The 19,324-nt window shown below is 39.3% G+C and carries 17 protein-coding genes and 1 pseudogene; all 18 read left to right on the forward strand.

From position 1 onward, the window contains the following. Nucleotides 1–1,768 (forward strand): hypothetical protein (locus AAC037_RS00760; protein WP_339900901.1); only part of this gene is annotated, 1,768 nt, incomplete at its 5' end. A gap of 280 nt (nucleotides 1,769–2,048) precedes the next feature. Beyond that, nucleotides 2,049–2,621, forward strand: coding sequence for a DUF6515 family protein (locus AAC037_RS00765; RefSeq protein WP_339900902.1), 573 nt, complete (start codon nucleotides 2,049–2,051; stop codon nucleotides 2,619–2,621). 311 nt (nucleotides 2,622–2,932) lie between these two features. After that, entirely contained in the window at nucleotides 2,933–3,622 is a 690-nt protein-coding gene (locus AAC037_RS00770) for a sulfatase-like hydrolase/transferase (RefSeq protein WP_339900903.1), read from the forward strand. Beyond that, nucleotides 3,607–4,269 carry a sulfatase-like hydrolase/transferase gene (locus tag AAC037_RS00775; protein WP_339900938.1) on the forward strand — a complete coding sequence of 221 codons (663 nt, stop codon included), beginning with the start codon at nucleotides 3,607–3,609 and terminating at the stop codon, nucleotides 4,267–4,269. The genes AAC037_RS00770 and AAC037_RS00775 overlap by 16 nt, the downstream gene beginning before the upstream one ends. A 44-nt stretch (nucleotides 4,270–4,313) precedes the next feature. After that, a complete protein-coding gene (locus AAC037_RS00780) occupies nucleotides 4,314–5,501 on the forward strand; it encodes an MFS transporter (protein ID WP_339900905.1) in 1,188 nt (395 codons plus the stop codon). A gap of 91 nt (nucleotides 5,502–5,592) precedes the next feature. Continuing rightward, a pseudogene (locus tag AAC037_RS00785) lies at nucleotides 5,593–6,883 on the forward strand (gluconate:H+ symporter). 16 nt (nucleotides 6,884–6,899) lie between these two features. Then, nucleotides 6,900–7,364, forward strand: coding sequence for a RidA family protein (locus tag AAC037_RS00790; RefSeq protein ID WP_303615051.1), 465 nt, complete (start codon nucleotides 6,900–6,902; stop codon nucleotides 7,362–7,364). Then, the gene (locus AAC037_RS00795) at nucleotides 7,357–8,484 is read left to right on the forward strand and encodes a D-TA family PLP-dependent enzyme (protein ID WP_339900908.1); all 1,128 of its coding nucleotides are present in this window, start codon (nucleotides 7,357–7,359) and stop codon (nucleotides 8,482–8,484) included. The genes AAC037_RS00790 and AAC037_RS00795 overlap by 8 nt, the downstream gene beginning before the upstream one ends. A 35-nt stretch (nucleotides 8,485–8,519) precedes the next feature. After that, on the forward strand, nucleotides 8,520–9,590 hold the full coding sequence (locus AAC037_RS00800) for a membrane dipeptidase (RefSeq protein ID WP_339900910.1): 1,071 nt from the start codon (nucleotides 8,520–8,522) through the stop codon (nucleotides 9,588–9,590). A gap of 224 nt (nucleotides 9,591–9,814) precedes the next feature. Then, complete coding sequence (locus AAC037_RS00805; protein WP_339900913.1) at nucleotides 9,815–10,327, forward strand: RNA polymerase sigma factor; 513 nt, start codon at nucleotides 9,815–9,817, stop codon at nucleotides 10,325–10,327. A 4-nt stretch (nucleotides 10,328–10,331) separates the two neighbouring features. Next, complete coding sequence (crtI, locus tag AAC037_RS00810; RefSeq protein ID WP_339900914.1) at nucleotides 10,332–11,813, forward strand: phytoene desaturase family protein; 1,482 nt, start codon at nucleotides 10,332–10,334, stop codon at nucleotides 11,811–11,813. Between the two features lie 26 nt (nucleotides 11,814–11,839). Next, on the forward strand, nucleotides 11,840–12,682 hold the full coding sequence (locus AAC037_RS00815; RefSeq protein WP_339900940.1) for a phytoene/squalene synthase family protein: 843 nt from the start codon (nucleotides 11,840–11,842) through the stop codon (nucleotides 12,680–12,682). 168 nt (nucleotides 12,683–12,850) lie between these two features. Then, nucleotides 12,851–13,696, forward strand: a complete 846-nt coding sequence (locus tag AAC037_RS00820) for a 4-hydroxy-3-methylbut-2-enyl diphosphate reductase (RefSeq protein ID WP_339900916.1) — start codon at nucleotides 12,851–12,853, stop codon at nucleotides 13,694–13,696. A 31-nt stretch (nucleotides 13,697–13,727) separates the two neighbouring features. Beyond that, nucleotides 13,728–14,438: a fatty acid desaturase gene (locus AAC037_RS00825; RefSeq protein ID WP_339900918.1), complete on the forward strand. Its 711-nt coding sequence runs from the start codon at nucleotides 13,728–13,730 to the stop codon at nucleotides 14,436–14,438. A gap of 59 nt (nucleotides 14,439–14,497) precedes the next feature. Then, the gene (locus tag AAC037_RS00830; protein ID WP_339900920.1) at nucleotides 14,498–16,900 is read left to right on the forward strand and encodes a TonB-dependent receptor; all 2,403 of its coding nucleotides are present in this window, start codon (nucleotides 14,498–14,500) and stop codon (nucleotides 16,898–16,900) included. 333 nt (nucleotides 16,901–17,233) lie between these two features. Beyond that, complete coding sequence (locus AAC037_RS00835; RefSeq protein WP_339900922.1) at nucleotides 17,234–17,863, forward strand: class I SAM-dependent methyltransferase; 630 nt, start codon at nucleotides 17,234–17,236, stop codon at nucleotides 17,861–17,863. Between the two features lie 8 nt (nucleotides 17,864–17,871). Further along, nucleotides 17,872–18,474 (forward strand): trimeric intracellular cation channel family protein, encoded by a 603-nt coding sequence (locus AAC037_RS00840; protein WP_014019352.1) that lies wholly within the window; start codon nucleotides 17,872–17,874, stop codon nucleotides 18,472–18,474. Between the two features lie 96 nt (nucleotides 18,475–18,570). Further along, nucleotides 18,571–19,302 carry a glucosamine-6-phosphate deaminase gene (gene nagB, locus AAC037_RS00845; RefSeq protein ID WP_339900924.1) on the forward strand — a complete coding sequence of 244 codons (732 nt, stop codon included), beginning with the start codon at nucleotides 18,571–18,573 and terminating at the stop codon, nucleotides 19,300–19,302. Nucleotides 19,303–19,324: the final 22 nt, after the last annotated feature.

Below are 19,324 nucleotides of genomic sequence, written 5' to 3' on the forward strand. Positions count from 1 at the left end.
CCTGCTAGTTAATGCGGCTTTTAAAGCCAATAGCTTTGTAGTGGAAAGTGGTACCGTAAGACAAACCCTCAACGAGGAACAGACTCCATTCTATACCTCAACTTTTTCATTCAATACCCAAGAGGGGTTTGGAGCTGAAGATTATGGGGATTTTAGGATATTGTCAGGAGCCACATTAATTTCTGAGGGGACCAAGGCCTTCAATCAAATTATACGCAGGTCCGAAAGCAGGCCTGCGAGTTCTTTTGTACTTGAGGAAGGCGGGAATCTGGTGCTTTCCGGAGAGCGACCCATAATTGATGCGGTCAGCGTGCAATTGGATGGTAATGTAATCTATAATGGAGAAGGGAGTTCCCAAGGCTTTATAGAAAGTAGCATGACAGCATCTGAGCATGACTTTGTTTACAAGCATTTGTATTTTTCAGGTAATGCCGAGAAGGTATTGCCACCACTATTAAAGGTAATAGGAGACATAGTGTATTTGGACGGAGGAATGGTCAACGGGACCTCAACCCGCCTGATTGTTGAGGGAATTACTGATCAGAAGCTATCCATTCCATCTTTTGAACTGGCTGAACTGGATGTGAATAAAGGTTCCGGGATGCTAATTATTGAATATGATCTAAGTATTCTTCAAAACTTTGAGCAACTCGCCGGAGATATAAATTTTTTAAACAATTCGCTTTTATTGGATTTTGGGACCTCAGGAAGCTACAATTACAGTAGCGGGAATTGGCATAATTTGGCGGAAATAATTTATCACAATCTTCCCGAATCTCCGGATCAAGAAAATGCCTTATTTCCATTTTTTGACAATGAACTAGGGTTTCCGCGACATTTATTATTGGACGGAAACCTTCCCGAACAGGGGAATGGTATTACTATTCGTTATTTTAATAATCCCGGCGTTACCTATGACCCCGGCTTTAGTGATGTAGATGGGACAAGAATTGTTTACGAGTTAGACAGTTATTTTGAAATAACAGCTGTGGCCGGACCTTCTTCAACGATCAACCTCTGGGTTTTGTCAGATGATCTGGGTATTCAAGATGTTGATCATTTGAGGTTGACAGGGAATGGAGTGGCAGCAGCAGGCTTGCATTTACCTGCGAGTGAACGCTCCGGTAAATTATGGGCAGGAAGGACGGTGGCTTTGGAGGAAATGTCGAACAATGCCTTTGCTATTGCAAGTATCAATGAATTAAGTGTATTACCTTTGGAATGGTTGGAATTTGAAGCCATGCTTAAAGGGAGTGGGGTAGAAATAGCTTGGCTGAATGATACCAAATTGCCTGCAGTCTATACTGTTTTAAGAGCTGATGGTCAAAGCATGGAGTTTTTTCCAATAGAAGTAATATCGAGTCAGGATTATGGAGAAAAAGTGAGGTTTAAAGATGGTTTTCTAACTTTTGATCAACCCTATTGGTATTATCAGGTCAAAGCAGAAGATGAAGTAGGAGAGTTAAGCTTCAGTCCGGTTGTGAGAGTAGATAATCCCAGATTCCTCTACCAAGAGCCACGGATTTATCCCATGCCATACACAGGTGGTGAAGTTCATTTGGAGCTATTCGACTTACAGGATCGTTGGGATTTCACTTATAGGGTGTGGAATTCAGGAGGTTTGTTGTTTGTAGAAGGAAATATCTTAGATTCGTTTGGGAAGATTAAGTTAGAGGAGGAATTGAAAGGCCTTCCTCCCGGGAGTTATTTCATTCAGTTTATCACTCGCAACAAATGGTACAAATTAAGGTGGATAAAAGGTAATTGATTTTAATTGTCTTTTATTTACAAATGACAGCCTTCGAATGCTTCCATTGTTGGTTAGTTTTTTCATATACCGCACCTATTTTACTTTCTTTTCTTGATAAGACAGTTAGGTTTTTTTTATTCCCATTAAACCATCCCCTCTAATAGCTGTCAAAAGGATATGTTTAACACCGAGAAAAGCAATGGTTTTTTTATTGCCTTTTGGAATTGCTGCCATAGAGAATACGCTAGGCTGATTGCCAAAAAAACTATTGCATATACGGGGTTCAAATTTTAAGAATATGAAAAATATAATTAAAATTTCCTGCCTTTTAATATTTCTTCTTTCTGTCTCCATTCCTGAAATGGCCACAGCTCAAAAATCTAGAGAATCAAAAAAAGTTGTTGTCATAAATAAAGAAAATAGAAGGGCTCCAAGCAAAAAAGTGGTATACAAAAAACCCAATAAAAAGGTAATTACCGTTAGAACTTTGCCCGATAGAACTGTTATTAAGCACAAAGGTATTCATTACTATTATGCCAATAATAAATTCTATACTTATTCAGGGGGGAGGTATATAGCTATTGCTCCTAAAAAGGGGTTTCGTATAAAAACCCTGCCGATAGGTTATATTAGGGTTAAACACCCGCAAAGAAATTATTTTTGGTTCAATGGGATCTTTTACATTCAGATAGACAATGCCTATGAAGTTGTAGCGCCTGAAGTTGGAACAATAATTTATGAATTACCCAAAGACCATGAAAAGGTCACCATAGATGGTTATACCTACTATGAATTTTCCAATGTGCTTTATGAAAAAATTCAAATTGATGGGACCAGGGCCTATGAGGTGGTAGGCTTTATTGATCAGTAGATGCTTTTTACTTTCGGAAATGCTCAGCCCCTATAATCGCTAGTATTAGCAGTTTAGGGGCTGAGCAGCGTTATAATCTTAGTAAAACTGCGAAGGCAAGTTATATATAGGGAATTCTATTACTGAATATTTTCAAAAAGGAGGAAATGTTTTTTCTATTCATAACTTAGCTAGGGCATTGAAGATTGGTCCATTGGTCGGTGTTCCGGTTAGCGTTGGATTTTTATTCAAGGACAATTCTTTTGGGGTCCGATCATATATCCCCTTTTTCGGCAAACCTTAATTGCTCAAATTTAACATACCTTTATAAGATGAAAAATAACCTATTCCTTTTGTTGGTAAGTGCTTGGATGGTATCATGTAGTGGTGATAAAGAGAATTTGCCAATGCAGCCAAATATCCTGTTAATAATGGCCGATGATTTAGGTTATGGAGACATCTCCTGTTATGGGAATGAGTTCATTCATACGCCAAATTTCGATTTGTTGGCCTCCAATGGGATTTTGTTTACGGATTATCATTCCAATGGCTCGGTTTGTAGTCCCACTCGAGCAGCCTTAATGACTGGGAAGTACCAGCAGCGGACGGGAGTGGAAGGGGTGGTAACGGCCAAAAGTCATAGGGAGGTAGGACTTTCTTTAAATGAAGTTACTTTGGCAGAGGAGTTGAAACAGCATGGTTACAATACAGGCATGTTTGGTAAATGGCACTTGGGGTATGACAAAGCTTTCAACCCTACACTTCAAGGATTTGATGAATTTGTCGGGTTTGTTAGTGGAAATGTTGATTATCATGGGCACATTGACCAGGAAGGGTATCTTGACTGGTGGAAAGGTGCTGAAATTGAAAATGAAGAAGGCTATACCACGGATCTAATTTCTGAATATGCGGTAAAGTATATCCAAGATAACAATCCGGACGAGGGAGGAAGCCTTTTTTTCTTTACCTGCCACATGAAGCACCCCACTCCCCTTACCAAAGGCGTATTGATAAAGTTTTGAGAGAGGTTGGAACAGCAGGTACCCAAGAGGTAATTCAAGACAGTATAGCGTCTATTTATAAAGAAATGGTGGAGGTGATGGATGAAGGTGTTGGGAAAATAATTCAATCCCTAAAAGAAACCGGACAGTATGAAAACACCATTATCGTATTTATTTCTGACAATGGGGCCAATCATTATGGAAACAATGGAGGGTTGAGGGGGTTTAAGGGCGGTGCTTATGAAGGTGGAAGTAGGGTTCCTGCGATCTTCAGTTTCCCTAAAGAGATTGAAGGAGGTGGAGTCAATGATCAAACGATCCTTTCCATGGATCTGCTACCTACTTTGTTGGATTTTATAGGAAAAGAACCCAGTTCATCCATAGATGGGATTAGTATTAAGGAGAACCTACTGGAACAGAAAAAACTACCCGAAAGAGATGTTTTCTTTGCTTATGGCAATAAAAGTTTTATTAGAAGTGGAGATTGGAAGTTGGTGGTAATTGAAGATAAAACAGGTGAGAAAATTGAACTTTTTAACTTGTCTGAGGATTTACAAGAGCGGAATGACTTGCATTCCAAAGAGCCGGACTTAAGTAATCGGCTTTTGAAGAAACTTGAAACCTGGGCTGTAGAAGTTAGAGAAGGAGTGGATTTGGTGTCAAGGTAAAATGTTTCCATAAAGCCATCCAAGGATCCATTGATAAACAGCATTTGAAACACGCTAAATTAATCCTTCCAGTAATCGTATTTTCTCAGTTTTGCTGTACCTCACTTTGGTTTGCAGGAAATGGTGTGATCAATGATCTTGTCTCCAATTTTGACTTGAAACCAAGTGCTTTAGGGCATTTGACTTCAGCCGTACAGTTTGGTTTCATTATAGGTACCTTGGTTTTTGCACTCTTAACGATTGCGGATCGATTTTCACCTTCGAAAGTGTTTTTTTTCAGTGCCTTGATAGGAGCTTTGTTCAACTTAGGCGTGACTTGGGATGGCAATGAATTGCTGAGTTTGATTTTTTTGCGATTTTTCACGGGCTTTTTTCTTGCAGGAATTTATCCCGTAGGGATGAAAATAGCGGCTGATTACTATGAAAAAGGATTGGGAAAGTCGCTTGGGTTTTTGGTAGGAGCACTGGTAATGGGAACGGCTTTTCCGCATTTGTTAAAAGAAATGAATGGCGCCTACCCATGGAAAGCTGTATTGGTGGCCACTTCCGGGTTGAGCCTTTTGGGTGGCTTATTGATGTTGGTTTTGGTGCCGAATGGCCCTTTTCGCAAAGCCGGTCAACCTGCGAAAATCACTGCTTTTATAAAAATTTTTGAAAACAGAAAGTTTCGCTCCGTAGCCTTTGGGTATTTCGGTCATATGTGGGAACTCTATACCTTTTGGGCTTTTGTGCCTGTGATTTTATTGAAATTTAATGCGGAACATCTGGGTGCGACTTATAATGTGCCGATGCTTTCCTTTCTGATCATTGGTGTAGGAGGTTTGGCCTGTGTATTTAGTGGTTTTCTTGCTTCGAGTATTGGAGTTAAAAATTTAGCTTTTTTCTTTTTGCTATTATCAGGCCTTTGTTGTCTTTTTTCTCCCGTATTCCTTTCCAGCAATAATGAATTACTGTTTGTTGGTTTTCTTTTTTTCTGGGGAATAGTGGTCATAGCAGATTCTCCATTACTGTCTACCTTAGTGGCACAGCATGCGCCGGCGGATATCAAAGGTACGGCGCTTACATTAGTGAATAGTATAGGATATACCATATCTATCATTAGCATACAATTGGTCACTGGAATGATGGCGTTTACTGACTCCAATGCGATATTTCTAGTTTTGGCCATTGGTCCCTGCCTAGGTTTCATAGGTTTGCTCAAAAGCAAAAAACAGTTACTTCATCCATTCTAGCTAAATGTCAAATTAATTATGGAAGTTTTTTATAGCGAAATAGGCATTTAGCAGAATATGCTGTAATTTTTGGCTTAGTTTAAAAACCACTATGACTTTTGTAATTGTCGCCTCAAGTATTTTGTTCTTGGTTGCACTGATTGTTTGGATCAAAGTTGAGCCATTTATAGCATTCCTAATTACCTCTATCCTAGCGGGTCTATTGTTAGGAATACCTCTAGATGAGATTTCAACTGCTGTTCAAAGGGGAATAGGAAACCTGATGGGAGCATTGGTGATTGTAATTGTTCTGGGAGCCATGCTTGGTAAAATCGTGGCAGATAGTGGGGCCGCTCAGCGAATTGCCCAATTTCTAATGAACAGTTTTGGTCAAAAACAAGTCCATTGGGCCATAGGGCTTACTGCATTTATTGTGGGCATTCCATTGTTTTTCAATGTGGGCTTTGTGCTGTTGGTGCCATTGGTCTTTGCGGTAGCTTACCAATATAAAGTCCCTGTGATGATTTTGGGCATGCCAATGCTTGCTGCCTTGTCTATCACCCATGGTCTTCTTCCTCCAGTTTGGGGCCAATATGGGGACTACACTGATCTATGGGTTTATTATTGGGATTCCGGTGATTATTTTGGGTGGGCCTTTGTTGGGAAAGCTCCCCTATTTGCGCAAAATGCAGGTCACTCCATTGGATGTATTTAATGTTAAGCCGAAGGAAGAAAGCGAGTTACCGGGCTTAGCAAATAGCCTTTTTACCGCTTTACTTCCGGTTTTCCTTCTAATAGTATTGTCTTTGGTAAGCTTGGAAATGGACAAAGATAGCCCTGCGTATGGGTTTGTGATGTTTATTGGAGATCCTAATATTGTCATGTTGATTTCTTTGACTTGGGCAACCTTTAGTCTTGGTGTATTCAAGAAGATTAAAGTGGCGGATATTATGAGTGGTTATGCTTCAGCGGTAAAAGATATTGCACTGATACTTTTGATCATTGCAGGGGCAGGAGCTTATAAGGAAGTGTTGGTAGACAGTGGGGTGAGTGGAGAGATTGGGGCTTCATTGCAGCAATTGTCCATCAACCCTCTTTTACTGGGCTGGCTGATTGCTGCAGTAATCAGAATTTCCGTAGGATCGGCTACTGTGGCTGCACTTACAGCAGCTGGTATAATTGCACCCTTGGTTGCTTCAGGAGTAGGAGATCCTAACCTTATGGTATTGGCCATTGGTAGCGGGAGTTTGGTTTTTTCTCATGTCAACGATGGGGGTTTTTGGTTGGTGAAAGAATATTTTAATTTAAGTATAAAGCAAACCTTTCTCTCATGGACCATGCTGGAAACAGTATTGTCCATTTTGGGGCTTTTAGGGGTGCTGATTTTGGATTTATTTATATAACATAAACAAAAAAAATATGTCTGCAGAAGCAAAAGTAAAAGAGTTGGGTTTAGTATTGCCTCCTGCACCACCTCCAGGTGGTGTATATCGTCCTATTGTTATCACCGGTAATCTTTTGTTCCTTTCAGGACATGGTCCGGTTTTACCAAATGGTGACATGATCAGAGGGAAAATAGGTATAGACTTGGACAAAGAGCAAGGAAAAGAAGCTGCACGTCAAGTAGGCTTGACCATGTTGTCAACACTTCAAACCCAGTTGGGAAGCCTTAATAAGATCAAAAGGGTAGTCAAAGTATTGGGGATGGTAAACTGTGCGCTGGATTTTGAAGAGCATCCTTTTGTTATCAATGGATGTAGCGAATTGTTTGCCGATGTTTGGGGAGAGGACAATGGTCTTGGTTCTAGAAGTGCGGTAGGGTTTGGCTCCTTACCGGGAAATATATCCGTAGAGATTGAGGCCACATTTGAATTAAATGAATAGAAACAATATGCATGACAATTGGTTTGAATTAAACCATCCCGAAAAAATAGATAGTCCGGCTTTGCTGGTGTATTTGGATAGGGCCAAAAAAAACATTGAGAAGGTTATCCAAGAGGTAGGGACGGCTGATCGGCTTAGGCCCCATATAAAGACCAATAAATCTGCCGAGGCCTGCCAGCTTATGATGGATGCAGGAATTAAAGCCTTTAAAGGGGCGACAATTGCTGAAATTGAATTGCTTGCTACTGTTGGAGCAAAGGATATATTAATGGCTTATCAGCCGGTTGGTCCTAAAATTGATCGATTTTTGACTTTGATTGACAGGTTTCCGGAGGTTAAGTTTCAGTGTTTAATTGACCATGTGGACGCGGCCAAAGCCTTGAATGAAAAAGCATTGGAAGCCGGTCAAACGATTGGTGTTTATATTGATCTGAATGCTGGAACAAATAGAACAGGTATTGCTCCCGGAGCAGCTGCTGAGGAATTGTTTGAAGCGCTGGTAGCTATGAAAGGCATACAGGCAGTGGGGTTTCACTTGTATGATGGTCATTTACGAGATCCGAACCTTAAAATAAGGGAAGAAGCATGTGATGCTGGCTTCGCTCCAATTGCCCAAATGCGAGAAAAACTGGAGAAAAAACACCAAGTCACTTTAGATGTTATTGCCGGAGGGTCAACCACCTTCCCTTTTCATTCCAAAAGGGAAAGGGTTACTTGCGCGCCCGGTACATTTATTTATTGGGATGAAGGTTATGCAAGTGGACTTCCAGAACAATCATACTTATATGCGGCGTTGCTGTTGTGTAGGGTGGTGTCTTTGCCTACTTCGAACTACATCTGTGTGGACCTAGGTTATAAATCAATTGCTTCCGAAAACCCTTTAGATAACAGGGTGAAATTTCTAAATGCCTCGGACTTGGAGCCGGTAAGTCATAGTGAAGAACACTTGGTCTTGGAAGCCAAAGAAGGACATACTTATAAAATAGGAGATGTTTTATATGCTGTTCCAATTCATATCTGTCCCACAGTTGCTTCTTATCAAGAAGCACTGGTTATTCAGGATGGTGAACAAGTGGCAAGCTGGAAGACCCTTGCCAGAGACAGAAGAATTACTTTTTAAGTGAATTCAATTACCACATTAAATCAAAAATTAAGATGTTTACTATAGATGCCCATTTGGATTTAAGTATGAATGCCCTTGAATGGAACAGGGATCTTACGCAGCCCGTGGAAGCCATAAATACCCGAGAAAAAGGGATGACCGATAAAACAGACCGTGGGAATGCTACTGTATCTTTGCCTACCTTAAGAAAGGGAGATATTGGTCTGGTAGTGGCAACACAAATTGCTAGGTATGTGGCGCCGGACAATCCGCTCCCGGGATGGAACAGTCCCGAGCAAGCCTGGGCTCAAACCCAAGGGCAGCTGGCTTGGTATCAGGCCATGGAGGCCAAAGGGGAGATGGTTCAAATCAGAAATAAGAAGCAATTGAATGCGCATGTCCAATTATGGATGAATGGAGAACCGAATGATAAAAAACCGGTTGGTTACATTCTTTCCCTGGAAGGAGCCGATTCGATTGTAGAACTAAGCTATCTAGAAAAAGCCTATGAAAATGGATTGAGAGCTCTGGGGCCGGCACATTACGGGCCGGGTAGGTATGCGCAAGGTACCGATGCTTCCGGTCCTCTTGGGGAAAATGGCAGGGCCTTGCTCAAAGAAATGGAGCGGCTAAATATTATTTTGGACGCGACCCATTTATGTGATGTTTGTTTTTGGGAGGCATTGGATCATTTCAATGGTCCCGTTTGGGCTAGTCACAATAATTGCAGGGCGCTGGTTGACCACAATAGGCAGTTTAGCGACGATATGATCAAAGTACTTATAGATAGAGGGGCAGTTATAGGGGGTGCTCTAGATGCTTGGATGATGGTTCCTGGTTGGATTAGAGGGAAGTCCTTGCCCAAGGAGATGGATTGCGATCTGGAGAAAGTGGTGGATCATATGGATCATATCTGTCAAATTGCCGGCAATGCCAATCATATTGGAATAGGCACAGATTTAGACGGTGCTTATGGTAGAGAACAAAGTCCTTATGACCTCGAAACGATTGCTGATATCGCAAGAATTCCGGGAATGTTTCTGAAAAGAGGTTATACAGAAGAAGATATTGAGAAGGTAATGCATAAAAATTGGCTGCGATTTTTGAATAAAGCTTGGTCATAAATCACGTTTTGTTTAATTTTAATTTTAAATATTAAACAAAAAAAATATAGCTTTTCATGGTTAAAAGCTTTTAAAACCCCTTTCTACTAGTTCAGAAAGGGGTTTTATTGTTTATAATTGAGCTAGTTAACAATTTTGTTTAACAAAAAAATAAAAAAATTACACAAAATATTTGGTATGATGTTTAACAATGTGTAAGTTTGATTAAACAAAACACAGGATCCATGACAACTTTAGATTTTAGTTATTCGCTTACAAAGCTCAGTCCTTCCTTAAAGCCATTTGCTTTAAAATTGACAAGGGATATGGATGATGCAAATGATTTGCTACAGGATACAATGGTGAAAGCCTTTACCAACAAGGATAAGTTTACCGACGGGACCAATTTAAAAGCTTGGTTGTATACCATTATGAAAAATACCTTTATCACCAATTACCAAAGAATGGTGAGGAGAGGAACCTTTGTGGATACTACCGAAAATCTTCACTTTATCAATTCCGGTGCAACCATTATTGAAAATGATGTTTATGGGGATTTTGCAATGAATGACATTACCAAAGCTATCAATCAATTGGATGAGGTGTATAGAACTCCCTTCCTAATGCATTATAGAGGTTTTAAGTACCATGAAATAGCCATAAAATTAAATATTCCAATTGGTACAGTAAAAAATAGGATACATATTGCAAGGAAGCTATTAAAAGACGATCTTAAGGTTTATACCACCGTTAACTAATTAAATGAGACCAAAAGAGATTGTTGTAATCGGCTCCGGTTTTTCCGGACTATCTACAGCCACCCATCTGGCAGCAGCAGGACATAGGGTAACCGTGCTGGAAAAAAATGAGGTTCTGGGCGGTAGGGCCAGAAAATTCAAAGCTAAGGGCTTTACATTTGATATGGGGCCAAGTTGGTATTGGATGCCGGATGTCTTTGAAAATTATTTCAGCAATTTTGGTAAAAAGGCCGCTGATTATTATGATTTGATCAGATTAGATCCTTCCTATGCTGTTATTTTTGGCAAAGGAGAAACCATTAACGTTCCTGCAAAACTGGATGAATTTAAAACTGAGCTAGAGAAACTAGAGCCGGGAGTATCAAAAAGATTAGATGCTTTTTTGGAACAAGCAGCTTTCAAATACCAAAGAGGTATTAATGATTTGGTCAAAAGGCCTAGTCTTTCACTGATGGAGTTTTTGGATTTCAGGTTGTTTAGAGATGTGTTGAAAATGGACATTTTTCAATCCATGTCCAAACACCTTCGAAAGTATTTCAGCAATGAGAAAATAATTAGACTGATGGAGTTTCCTGTGTTGTTTCTTGGAGAAACAGCGCAGAAAATTCCTGCATTGTATAGCCTAATGAATTATGCAGACATTGTCTTAGGTACTTGGTATCCTATGGGAGGTATGCATAAAATCATTGAAGGAATGGTTGCTCTGGCCAAAGATAAGGGGGTAGTTTTTAGAAATAAAGCAGAAGTAGTAGCAATAACAGCGCACAGTGGTGCTGCAAAAACCGTAAAATTGGCTACCGGAGAAGAAATTTCATTTGATGTCCTGGTGGCAAGTGCTGATTATCATCATGTGGATAAGAACCTATTAGCCCCGGAGTATAGTAATTACAGCGATAAATATTGGGATAGCAGGGTATTGGCACCTTCTTCCCTATTGTTTTATCTAGGGGTTGACAAGCGTTTAAAGAATTTGCAACACCACAATCTGTTTTTTGATGAGCCTTTGGAACCACATGCAGATGCTATCTACACCAATCCGAGATGGCCGGAAAAACCCCTATTTTATGTTTCTGCCCCTTCTGTAACAGATTCTTCAGTAGCTCCGGAAGGAATGGAAAATCTCTTTGTATTGATTCCCTTGGCCCCTGATCTAAATGACAATCAAACGTTGAGGGATGAATACTTTGAAAAAGTCATGGATAGACTGGAAATGATTACAGGTCAGGAAATTAGATCGCATATTGTATACAATCGTTCCTATGCGCACAGTGATTTCAAAAAAGATTATTTTGCTTTCAAGGGAAATGCTTATGGTTTAGCCAATACTTTAAAACAAACGGCGATTTTGAAGCCAACCCTTAGGAATAAAAAATTATCTAACTTATATTATACAGGACAGTTAACTGTTCCAGGGCCTGGAGTCCCTCCATCTTTGATCTCAGGTGAGGTTGTAGCTAAGGAGATTTTAAAGTGTTTTAAAAATTAAAATTTTCAATCAATGAAAATGTTATGATGGATTCGAAGCAACTTTTTGACGATACGGCCTTGGACTGTAGCAAATTAATTACACAGCGCTACAGTACCTCATTTACATTAGGAATTAAAACCTTGTGTAAAGAGCTTCACAAACCTATTTATGGGATTTATGGATTTGTGAGATTTGCAGATGAAATCGTTGATACATTTCATGACAAAGACAAAAAGGAGTTGCTGGAAAATTTCAGAAAAGATACTTATAAAGCAATAGAGGAGGGAATAAGTATGAATCCGGTGCTACATGGATTCCAACTTATTGTGAACAAATACCATATTGAAACGGAACTCATAGAAGCTTTTCTTAAAAGCATGGCAATGGATTTGGATTTTGCTACCTACAATGATTCGAAGTACAAAGAATACATTTATGGCTCTGCTGAAGTAGTTGGATTAATGTGTTTGCGGGTCTTCTGTGATGGAGACAAAGAAAAATATGAGCATTTGAAGTATGCAGCCAGTAAACTAGGTTCTGCATTTCAAAAAGTCAATTTTTTGCGTGATTTAAAAAGTGATTTTGAAGACAGGGGTAGGGTATATTTTCCGGGTGTAGATTTCAAAACTTTTGACCATACTGTAAAATCGGAAATTGAGTCCGATATTGAACATGACTTTGAAGAAGCATTGGTGGGGATTAACCAACTTCCGAGAGGCGCCAAATTAGGAGTAAAAATTGCTTATCTCTATTATTTGAAGTTATTTTATAAAATTAAATCTTTGTCTCCGGAAACAATTACCCAAAGGAGAATTAGGATTCCCAATGCCCGGAAATTTGCCCTTCTAATAAGTACCTACTTTGGTTATAAGGTGGGCTGGAATTAAGAAGTTAATAAAGTGATTTCCTAAACTGGGCAAGCATTTCTTAATCTAATTTTCAAGGAACTGTTTTTGTAGCTTAAAGCGTTAATGGATTGGGATTTAGTTCACCTAAATTATAAAATTAAATAGGCATATTGACAAACATTTGGATGAGTAGTCGGTTTATTATATATGTTAAAACTCGATGTACATATTGATCAATTTTCAGGCTTTTGCTTTGGTGTGGTTTACGCCATAGAAATGGCAGAAGACATTTTAAATGAAGAAGGGCATCTTTACTGCTTGGGAGACATTGTACACAATGATGAGGAGGTAAAAAGGTTAACAAAGAAAGGACTAATTATCATCAATCATGAAGAGTTAAAAGGTTTAACCAACGAAAAGGTTTTGATTAGGGCTCATGGAGAGCCTCCTGCCACCTATGAATTGGGCATTAAAAATAATCTTACCTTGGTTGATGCCAGTTGCCCGGTGGTTTTAAAGCTTCAAAATAGGATTAAAAATTCCTTTGACAAGGATGAAAACATTTACATTTATGGAAAGCATGGCCATGCTGAGGTGATCGGACTCTTGGGACAAACCAGAAATAAGGCGATCGTTTTCCAAGATATCAATGAATTGGACCTAAAAAATATTCCTAAAAACATAACCCTCTACAGTCAGACGACCAAGAGTACAGACAAATTTTACGAAATCAATAAAATTTTGACGGACAATGGGATTACCATCAATACAAATGACACCATTTGTCGTCAAGTTTCTAACCGTGACAAGGAACTAAGAGGCTTTGCGGCTCAATTCGATCATATCGTTTTCGTAAGCGGTACTAAATCTTCTAATGGAAAGGTGCTGTTCAATGTTTGTAAAGAAAAAAATCCTCAAACTTATTTTGTTTCTTGTCCTGAAGAGGTGGATCCCAAATGGTTTAAAAAGGGAGAAAGCGTTGGGATATGTGGGGCCACATCAACGCCGATGTGGCTGATGGAAAAGGTGGAGGAAACCATCAAGACATTTTAATTTTTTGAACCTATAATCCTTAGGAGCTTCCATGAATACCTCTATAAAAAGACAGTTGTCTACCTCCATTGATCCAAAAGGTATCATCATCGCTTTTTCGATCATATTGCTTTGGGCGACTTCTTTGACACTTTTGCTGCATTTTCCCATAAATTATTCAAGTCCAATTTTGTACCTCGGCATTTTGGTGCAAACCCACCTTTATACCGGTCTTTTTATTACGGCTCATGACGCCATGCATGGGGTGGTTTCGAAGCATAAAAAATTAAACCATTTTATAGGATGGTTTGCCGCCATCTTATTCTCCTTTAATTTTTACTGGAGGTTATTTCCCAACCATCACAAGCATCACCAACATGTGGCAACTGAGGAAGATCCCGATTACCATACTTCAGATAATTTTATTGCTTGGTACCTAAGCTTTATTTTAAACTACCTTACCATTTGGCAATTTCTTTTAATGGCACTAACATTTAATCTATTGCAATTTATTTTTCCTGTGCCCAACCTGATATTGTTTTGGATGTTGCCTGCTATTCTGTCTACCTTTCAATTGTTTTATTTTGGCACCTTCCTTCCTCACAGAGGAAAACATCCCAATAAACATCATTCAGGAACCTTGAAAAAAAACCATTTATGGGCATTTATGTCCTGTTATTTTTTTGGTTATCATTTTGAACATCATGAGTTTCCCAATGCACCATGGTGGAGGCTTTGGAAAACAAAAAAGCTTTCTAATTAATATTTGATTCATAAATTTTTACCCAAAACCGATTTCGACTGCTGATACAGTCCCTTGCTATGAAGAAGTATTTATTGTCAACCTTATTGTTTTTTTCTTTCCTCACATTATATGCACAGGAAGGGGTAATACAGGGAAAGGTCCTTAACCCTATCAATAATGATCCCATACCCTTTGCCAATATTATTGTGCAAGGCCTGGAGGTTGGGGCAGTTTCAGACTTGGAGGGGAATTATGTTATTAGTGGATTAGAGCCGGGCTTGTACAATGTGAAGGCTTCTTTTGTAGGCTTCAAATCAAAAACTGTATTTGAGGTTCAGGTTACCAAAGCCAATGCTGTTCAATTGGACTTTGAACTAGAAGAAGATGCTTCCAATCTTCAGGAGGTGGTGGTCGATGCAACCTTCAGCAGGACGGAAGAAACTCCCGTATCTGCACGCCAACTCAATTCCAATGAGATTGAGCGTTATCCCGGAGGCAATAGAGACATAAGTAGGGTAATACAATCCTTACCGGGTGTGGCAAGTTCTGCAAGTTTTAGAAATGATATCATTATTCGGGGAGGGGCACCCAATGAGAATAAATTTTTTATTGATGAAATAGAAGTGCCCGTAATCAATCACTTCGCTACCCAAGGATCCTCGGGAGGTCCGGTGGGCATTTTGAATGTCAATTTGATACAAAATGTTGAAGTACTAAGTGGCGGTTTCCCAGCCAATAGAATGAATGCTTTGAGTTCCTTTTTCGAGTTCCAACTGAAAGATGGGAGACGAGACAAAATGCTCACTCAGGTCACCTTAGGGGCCAGTGAAGTAACCCTCTCCAATGAGGGGCCAATCGGAGAAAAAACCACCTATATTTTTTCTGCCAGAAGGTCATATCTTCAAGGACTTTTCAGATTGATTGGGCTACCTTTCCTACCTACTTTTAACGATTTTACCTTTAAAACCAAGACTAAAATTAATGACAAAACGGAATTGACAGTGTTGGGGGTTGGAGCCATCGATCAATTTGCCTTAAATTTTGACGTTCCAGATGAGGAAACAGAAGAAGAAAGAGACGACAGGCTGTATTTGTTGGACAACTTGCCCATATCGACCCAGTGGAACTATGCCATGGGTGCTAAATTAAAGAAGTTTAGAGACAATGGCTTTTGGACTTTTATTGTAAGCCGAAATATGCTTAACAATCGTTCTTATAAGTATTCGGGGAATGATGAATCCAGTGAGGACAATTTACAATTCGATTACCTCTCTCAGGAAAGCGAAAATAAATTTAGAGCAGAAAACAGTATTTTTTCAAAAGGATATACCCTGCAATATGGTGTGAATTATGAATTTAGTCGGTATTTGATAGAAAACTATGACACTAAATTTACGGATCAAAACGGGCTTCCCCGGGATGTTTCATCCATCTCTCTATTCAATAGCTATGGAGCCTTTGTGATGGGAAGTAAAAAGTACTTTGAGGATCGGTTGGTAGTGAATTTGGGTCTTCGTATGGATGGCAGTGATTTTGGCGAAACGGCTAAGAATCCCCTGAACCAACTTAGTCCCAGGTTTTCTACCAGTTACCAATTAAAAGACAATTTGTTTTGGAATGCGAATGCAGGCATCTACTACCAAAAACCACCCTATACCGTTTTGGGCTTCCAAAATAATGAGGGGTTATTTGAGAATCAGGTAAATGATGTGAAATTTATGCGGAGCACACATTATATCACAGGTTTTGAGTGGCAATTTCCCGCAAAGAACAGAAAACTCTCTGCGGAAGTCTTTTATAAAAGTTATGCAAATTATCCCAGTTCTATTAGAAATGGAATTGCCTTGGCAAACCTTGGAGCTGATTTTGGCGTGATAGGAAACGAGCCCGTTACCTCTGACGCCAAAGGTCGGGCCTATGGTTTGGAGCTTCTTGCCCAGCAGCGTTTGTACAAGGGCTTTTATGGCATTGCGGCACTTACACTTGTGAGGAGTGAGTTTACCAATCCAAATACGGGATACCTTCCTTCTTCTTGGGACAATCGATTTATTGTAAGCCTAACAGCAGGAAAGCGATTTAAAAAAGATTGGGAACTGGGAGCTCGTTGGCGATTTTTGGGTGGAACTCCTTACACCCCTTATGATCTGGAATTCTCTTCTTTGCGTTCCAATTGGGGTTTGTACAACAGTGGAAGGTTTGATTTTACTAGGATAAATGGCGAGCGATTAAAAAGTTTTCATCAGTTAGACCTGAGGGTAGATAAAAAGTATTACTACATTAAATGGAATCTCAATTGGTATTTTGATATTCAAAACGCATATAATTTTCAAGCCGAACAGCAAGCAAATTTAGTTCCCAATCGTGATGATCAGGATAGACTGATTGTGGATCCTGAAGATCCAAGCCGGTATTTGATAAGAGAGGTGGCAAATCCTGCCGGTACGGTCTTGCCAACTATCGGAGTCATCGTGGAGTTCTAATATTGGCTGGGTTATATGAAGTTATTTAAATCCGCTTTTATACATTATGATTTCTTGTTGCTCTGGCTACGCTCTTTCGTGTTTGCCAGGCAGGGTTTATCTTATTTTCTCATTTAAAAGGACAAGGCGTAAAGTATAGGTAGAGGCTTTTATGTCTTAATTGAACTCAGTGGTCATTTTTTAATTTTTAGTTCTATTTCTTTGGCGCAAATGAATGAGCTTTTATCGAGTAAAAGAACGACCTTTGTTTTTTAAGAGTTGTTATTTTTAGTTTCATAATGAAATAAACAAAGGTTTTACTTCGGTGAAATTTGCTGCAATTAAGGCATAAATATGGAGATAAATGAACTAAATAAATTGCTAGGAAATATAGACCTTTATCTTTTAGATCAACTGCTAAAGGGAAGGTTTACCAAAGAAATGATGATCCTTGATGCTGGCTGTGGAGAAGGAAGAAATACACATTATTTTATTCAAAAAGGATATCGTATAGTTGGGGTGGATGGCAATTCATCAGCAATTAATATGGCCAGGGTTTCAGGAAGAACCATGGATCCAGGTTTTGACCCATTAAGGTTTCAAGTAGCCAACTTGGAAGATATCCCTTTCCATTCTGAAGCTTTCGATGCGGTACTAAGTAGTGCTGTGTTGCATTTTGCTAAAAATAAGGCTCATTTTCTTGAACTATTTCGGGAGCATATGCGTGTGTTAAAGCCTGGCGGGATCTTTTGGTTGAGAACGTGTACAGATGCAGGAGGTGCTTTTGTCCTAGAGGGTCAGTCTTCAGAATTGGTGCAAAATCTCCCTGATGGAACTGTACGATTTGTTTTAACGGAACCCTTGATAAAGGAAATAATGAATGAGCATCTGCTTAGTTTGCTTGAACCTTCAAAATCGGTTGTGGTTCATAACAAAAGGGCCATGGGAGTATTTGTTTTTCAGAAAAAAGCCAAGAATAAATAATGGGTATAATGGATTTGCAATATGCTTTAGAGTTGGTGGGAACCTACTTTTTTGCGATTTCAGGGGCTTTAGCAATTCAAAATAAAGACCAAGATCTTTTTGGCGTAGGGTTTATGGGCTTTATCACGGCCATTGGAGGTGGTAGTTTGAGAGATATTCTTATCGATTCCTACCCCTTGGTTTGGATTGAAAACGTTAATTTTCTATATGCCATCTTTGCTGGCTTAATCACAACTTTTTTATTTTTTAACCACATGACGAAACTAAGGAAAACTTTGTTCCTCTTTGATACTTTGGGGATAGCATTTTTTACAATCCTGGGAGTGGAAAAATGTTTGAATTTGGGCTTTAGACCGGAAGTGGCAGCCATTATGGGTATGTTTAGTGCCGTTATGGGAGGTGTGATAAGGGATACACTGACCAATGAAATTCCAATACTATTTAGAAAAGAAGTATATGCTTCAGCTTGTTTGGCCGGGGCAGTATTGTATCTCTCTTTGGATTATTTTGGTGTCGTTAGGAATACAAATCTGTTGGTTTCTATTGCATTGATTATTATAATCCGCTTAGTGGCCGTAAGATTCAAGCTTAATTTACCCATTCTCAATTAATGATTAATTTCTTTTTTAATTCTTAAACCGACTGATGGTCATTTAACCTTTATTTGAGTATCTCATTAACCATTTATATTTAATTACTATTGAATTATGCAAATACAGATTTTTCAAGACAAGGAAAGTTTACATCGTGCTGTTGCACAAATGTTTGTTGATGCTGTAAAGGCAAAACCAAGCATTGTATTGGGTTTGGCCACCGGAAGCTCTCCCTTGGAAACCTATGAAAACATGATTAAAGACCACCAAGAGAATGGTACCGATTATTCAGAAGTGGTTACTTTTAATCTGGATGAATACATCGGTTTAGATGGTTCTCATTCCCAGAGTTACAGGCATTTTATGAACACTTCTTTATTTAATGGGCTTAACATCCCTTTGGGGCAAACTAATGTGCCTAGCGGGACAGGGGATGTCGATAAAACTTGTGAGGATTATGAGGCCAAAATTGCCAATACAGGAGGAATTGATTTACAATTACTGGGTATTGGTACAAATGGACACATAGGTTTTAATGAGCCGGGAACTCCTTTCGATACGAGAACGCATGTGACCGAATTGACAAAAGAAACCATTGATGGAAATGCACGGTTTTTTGAAAGTGCGGAAAGTGTTCCCAAAAAGGCAGTAACCATGGGGATTCAGACCATTATGGATGCCAAAAAAATAGTGCTTATTGCGTACGGAAGTAAAAAAGCTGCAGCCATTAGAGATATGGTGAATGGTCCCATAACCGAGTCGATGCCTGCATCAATTCTTCAAGACCATTCGGATACGACCTTGTTTCTTGATGAAGAAGCAGCTGCATTATTGAAACCCGAATGATATTGTAACAGTTGAATAATAA

The sequence above is a fragment of the uncultured Cyclobacterium sp. genome, assembly GCF_963976465.1.
In the GTDB taxonomy this organism is placed as follows: domain Bacteria; phylum Bacteroidota; class Bacteroidia; order Cytophagales; family Cyclobacteriaceae; genus Cyclobacterium.

Bases quoted from the DNA above. Each gene is read 5' to 3' on its own strand.
- AAC037_RS00765 (WP_339900902.1), top strand. From the start codon at position 2,049: ATGAAAAATATAATTAAAATTTCCTGCCTTTTAATATTTCTTCTTTCT.
- AAC037_RS00770 (WP_339900903.1), top strand. From the start codon at position 2,933: ATGAAAAATAACCTATTCCTTTTGTTGGTAAGTGCTTGGATGGTATCA.
- AAC037_RS00790 (WP_303615051.1), top strand. From the start codon at position 6,900: ATGTCTGCAGAAGCAAAAGTAAAAGAGTTGGGTTTAGTATTGCCTCCT.
- AAC037_RS00795 (WP_339900908.1), top strand. From the start codon at position 7,357: ATGAATAGAAACAATATGCATGACAATTGGTTTGAATTAAACCATCCC.
- AAC037_RS00800 (WP_339900910.1), top strand. From the start codon at position 8,520: ATGTTTACTATAGATGCCCATTTGGATTTAAGTATGAATGCCCTTGAA.
- AAC037_RS00805 (WP_339900913.1), top strand. From the start codon at position 9,815: ATGACAACTTTAGATTTTAGTTATTCGCTTACAAAGCTCAGTCCTTCC.
- crtI (WP_339900914.1), top strand. From the start codon at position 10,332: ATGAGACCAAAAGAGATTGTTGTAATCGGCTCCGGTTTTTCCGGACTA.
- AAC037_RS00815 (WP_339900940.1), top strand. From the start codon at position 11,840: ATGGATTCGAAGCAACTTTTTGACGATACGGCCTTGGACTGTAGCAAA.
- AAC037_RS00820 (WP_339900916.1), top strand. From the start codon at position 12,851: ATGTTAAAACTCGATGTACATATTGATCAATTTTCAGGCTTTTGCTTT.
- AAC037_RS00825 (WP_339900918.1), top strand. From the start codon at position 13,728: ATGAATACCTCTATAAAAAGACAGTTGTCTACCTCCATTGATCCAAAA.
- AAC037_RS00830 (WP_339900920.1), top strand. From the start codon at position 14,498: ATGAAGAAGTATTTATTGTCAACCTTATTGTTTTTTTCTTTCCTCACA.
- AAC037_RS00835 (WP_339900922.1), top strand. From the start codon at position 17,234: ATGGAGATAAATGAACTAAATAAATTGCTAGGAAATATAGACCTTTAT.
- AAC037_RS00840 (WP_014019352.1), top strand. From the start codon at position 17,872: ATGGATTTGCAATATGCTTTAGAGTTGGTGGGAACCTACTTTTTTGCG.
- nagB (WP_339900924.1), top strand. From the start codon at position 18,571: ATGCAAATACAGATTTTTCAAGACAAGGAAAGTTTACATCGTGCTGTT.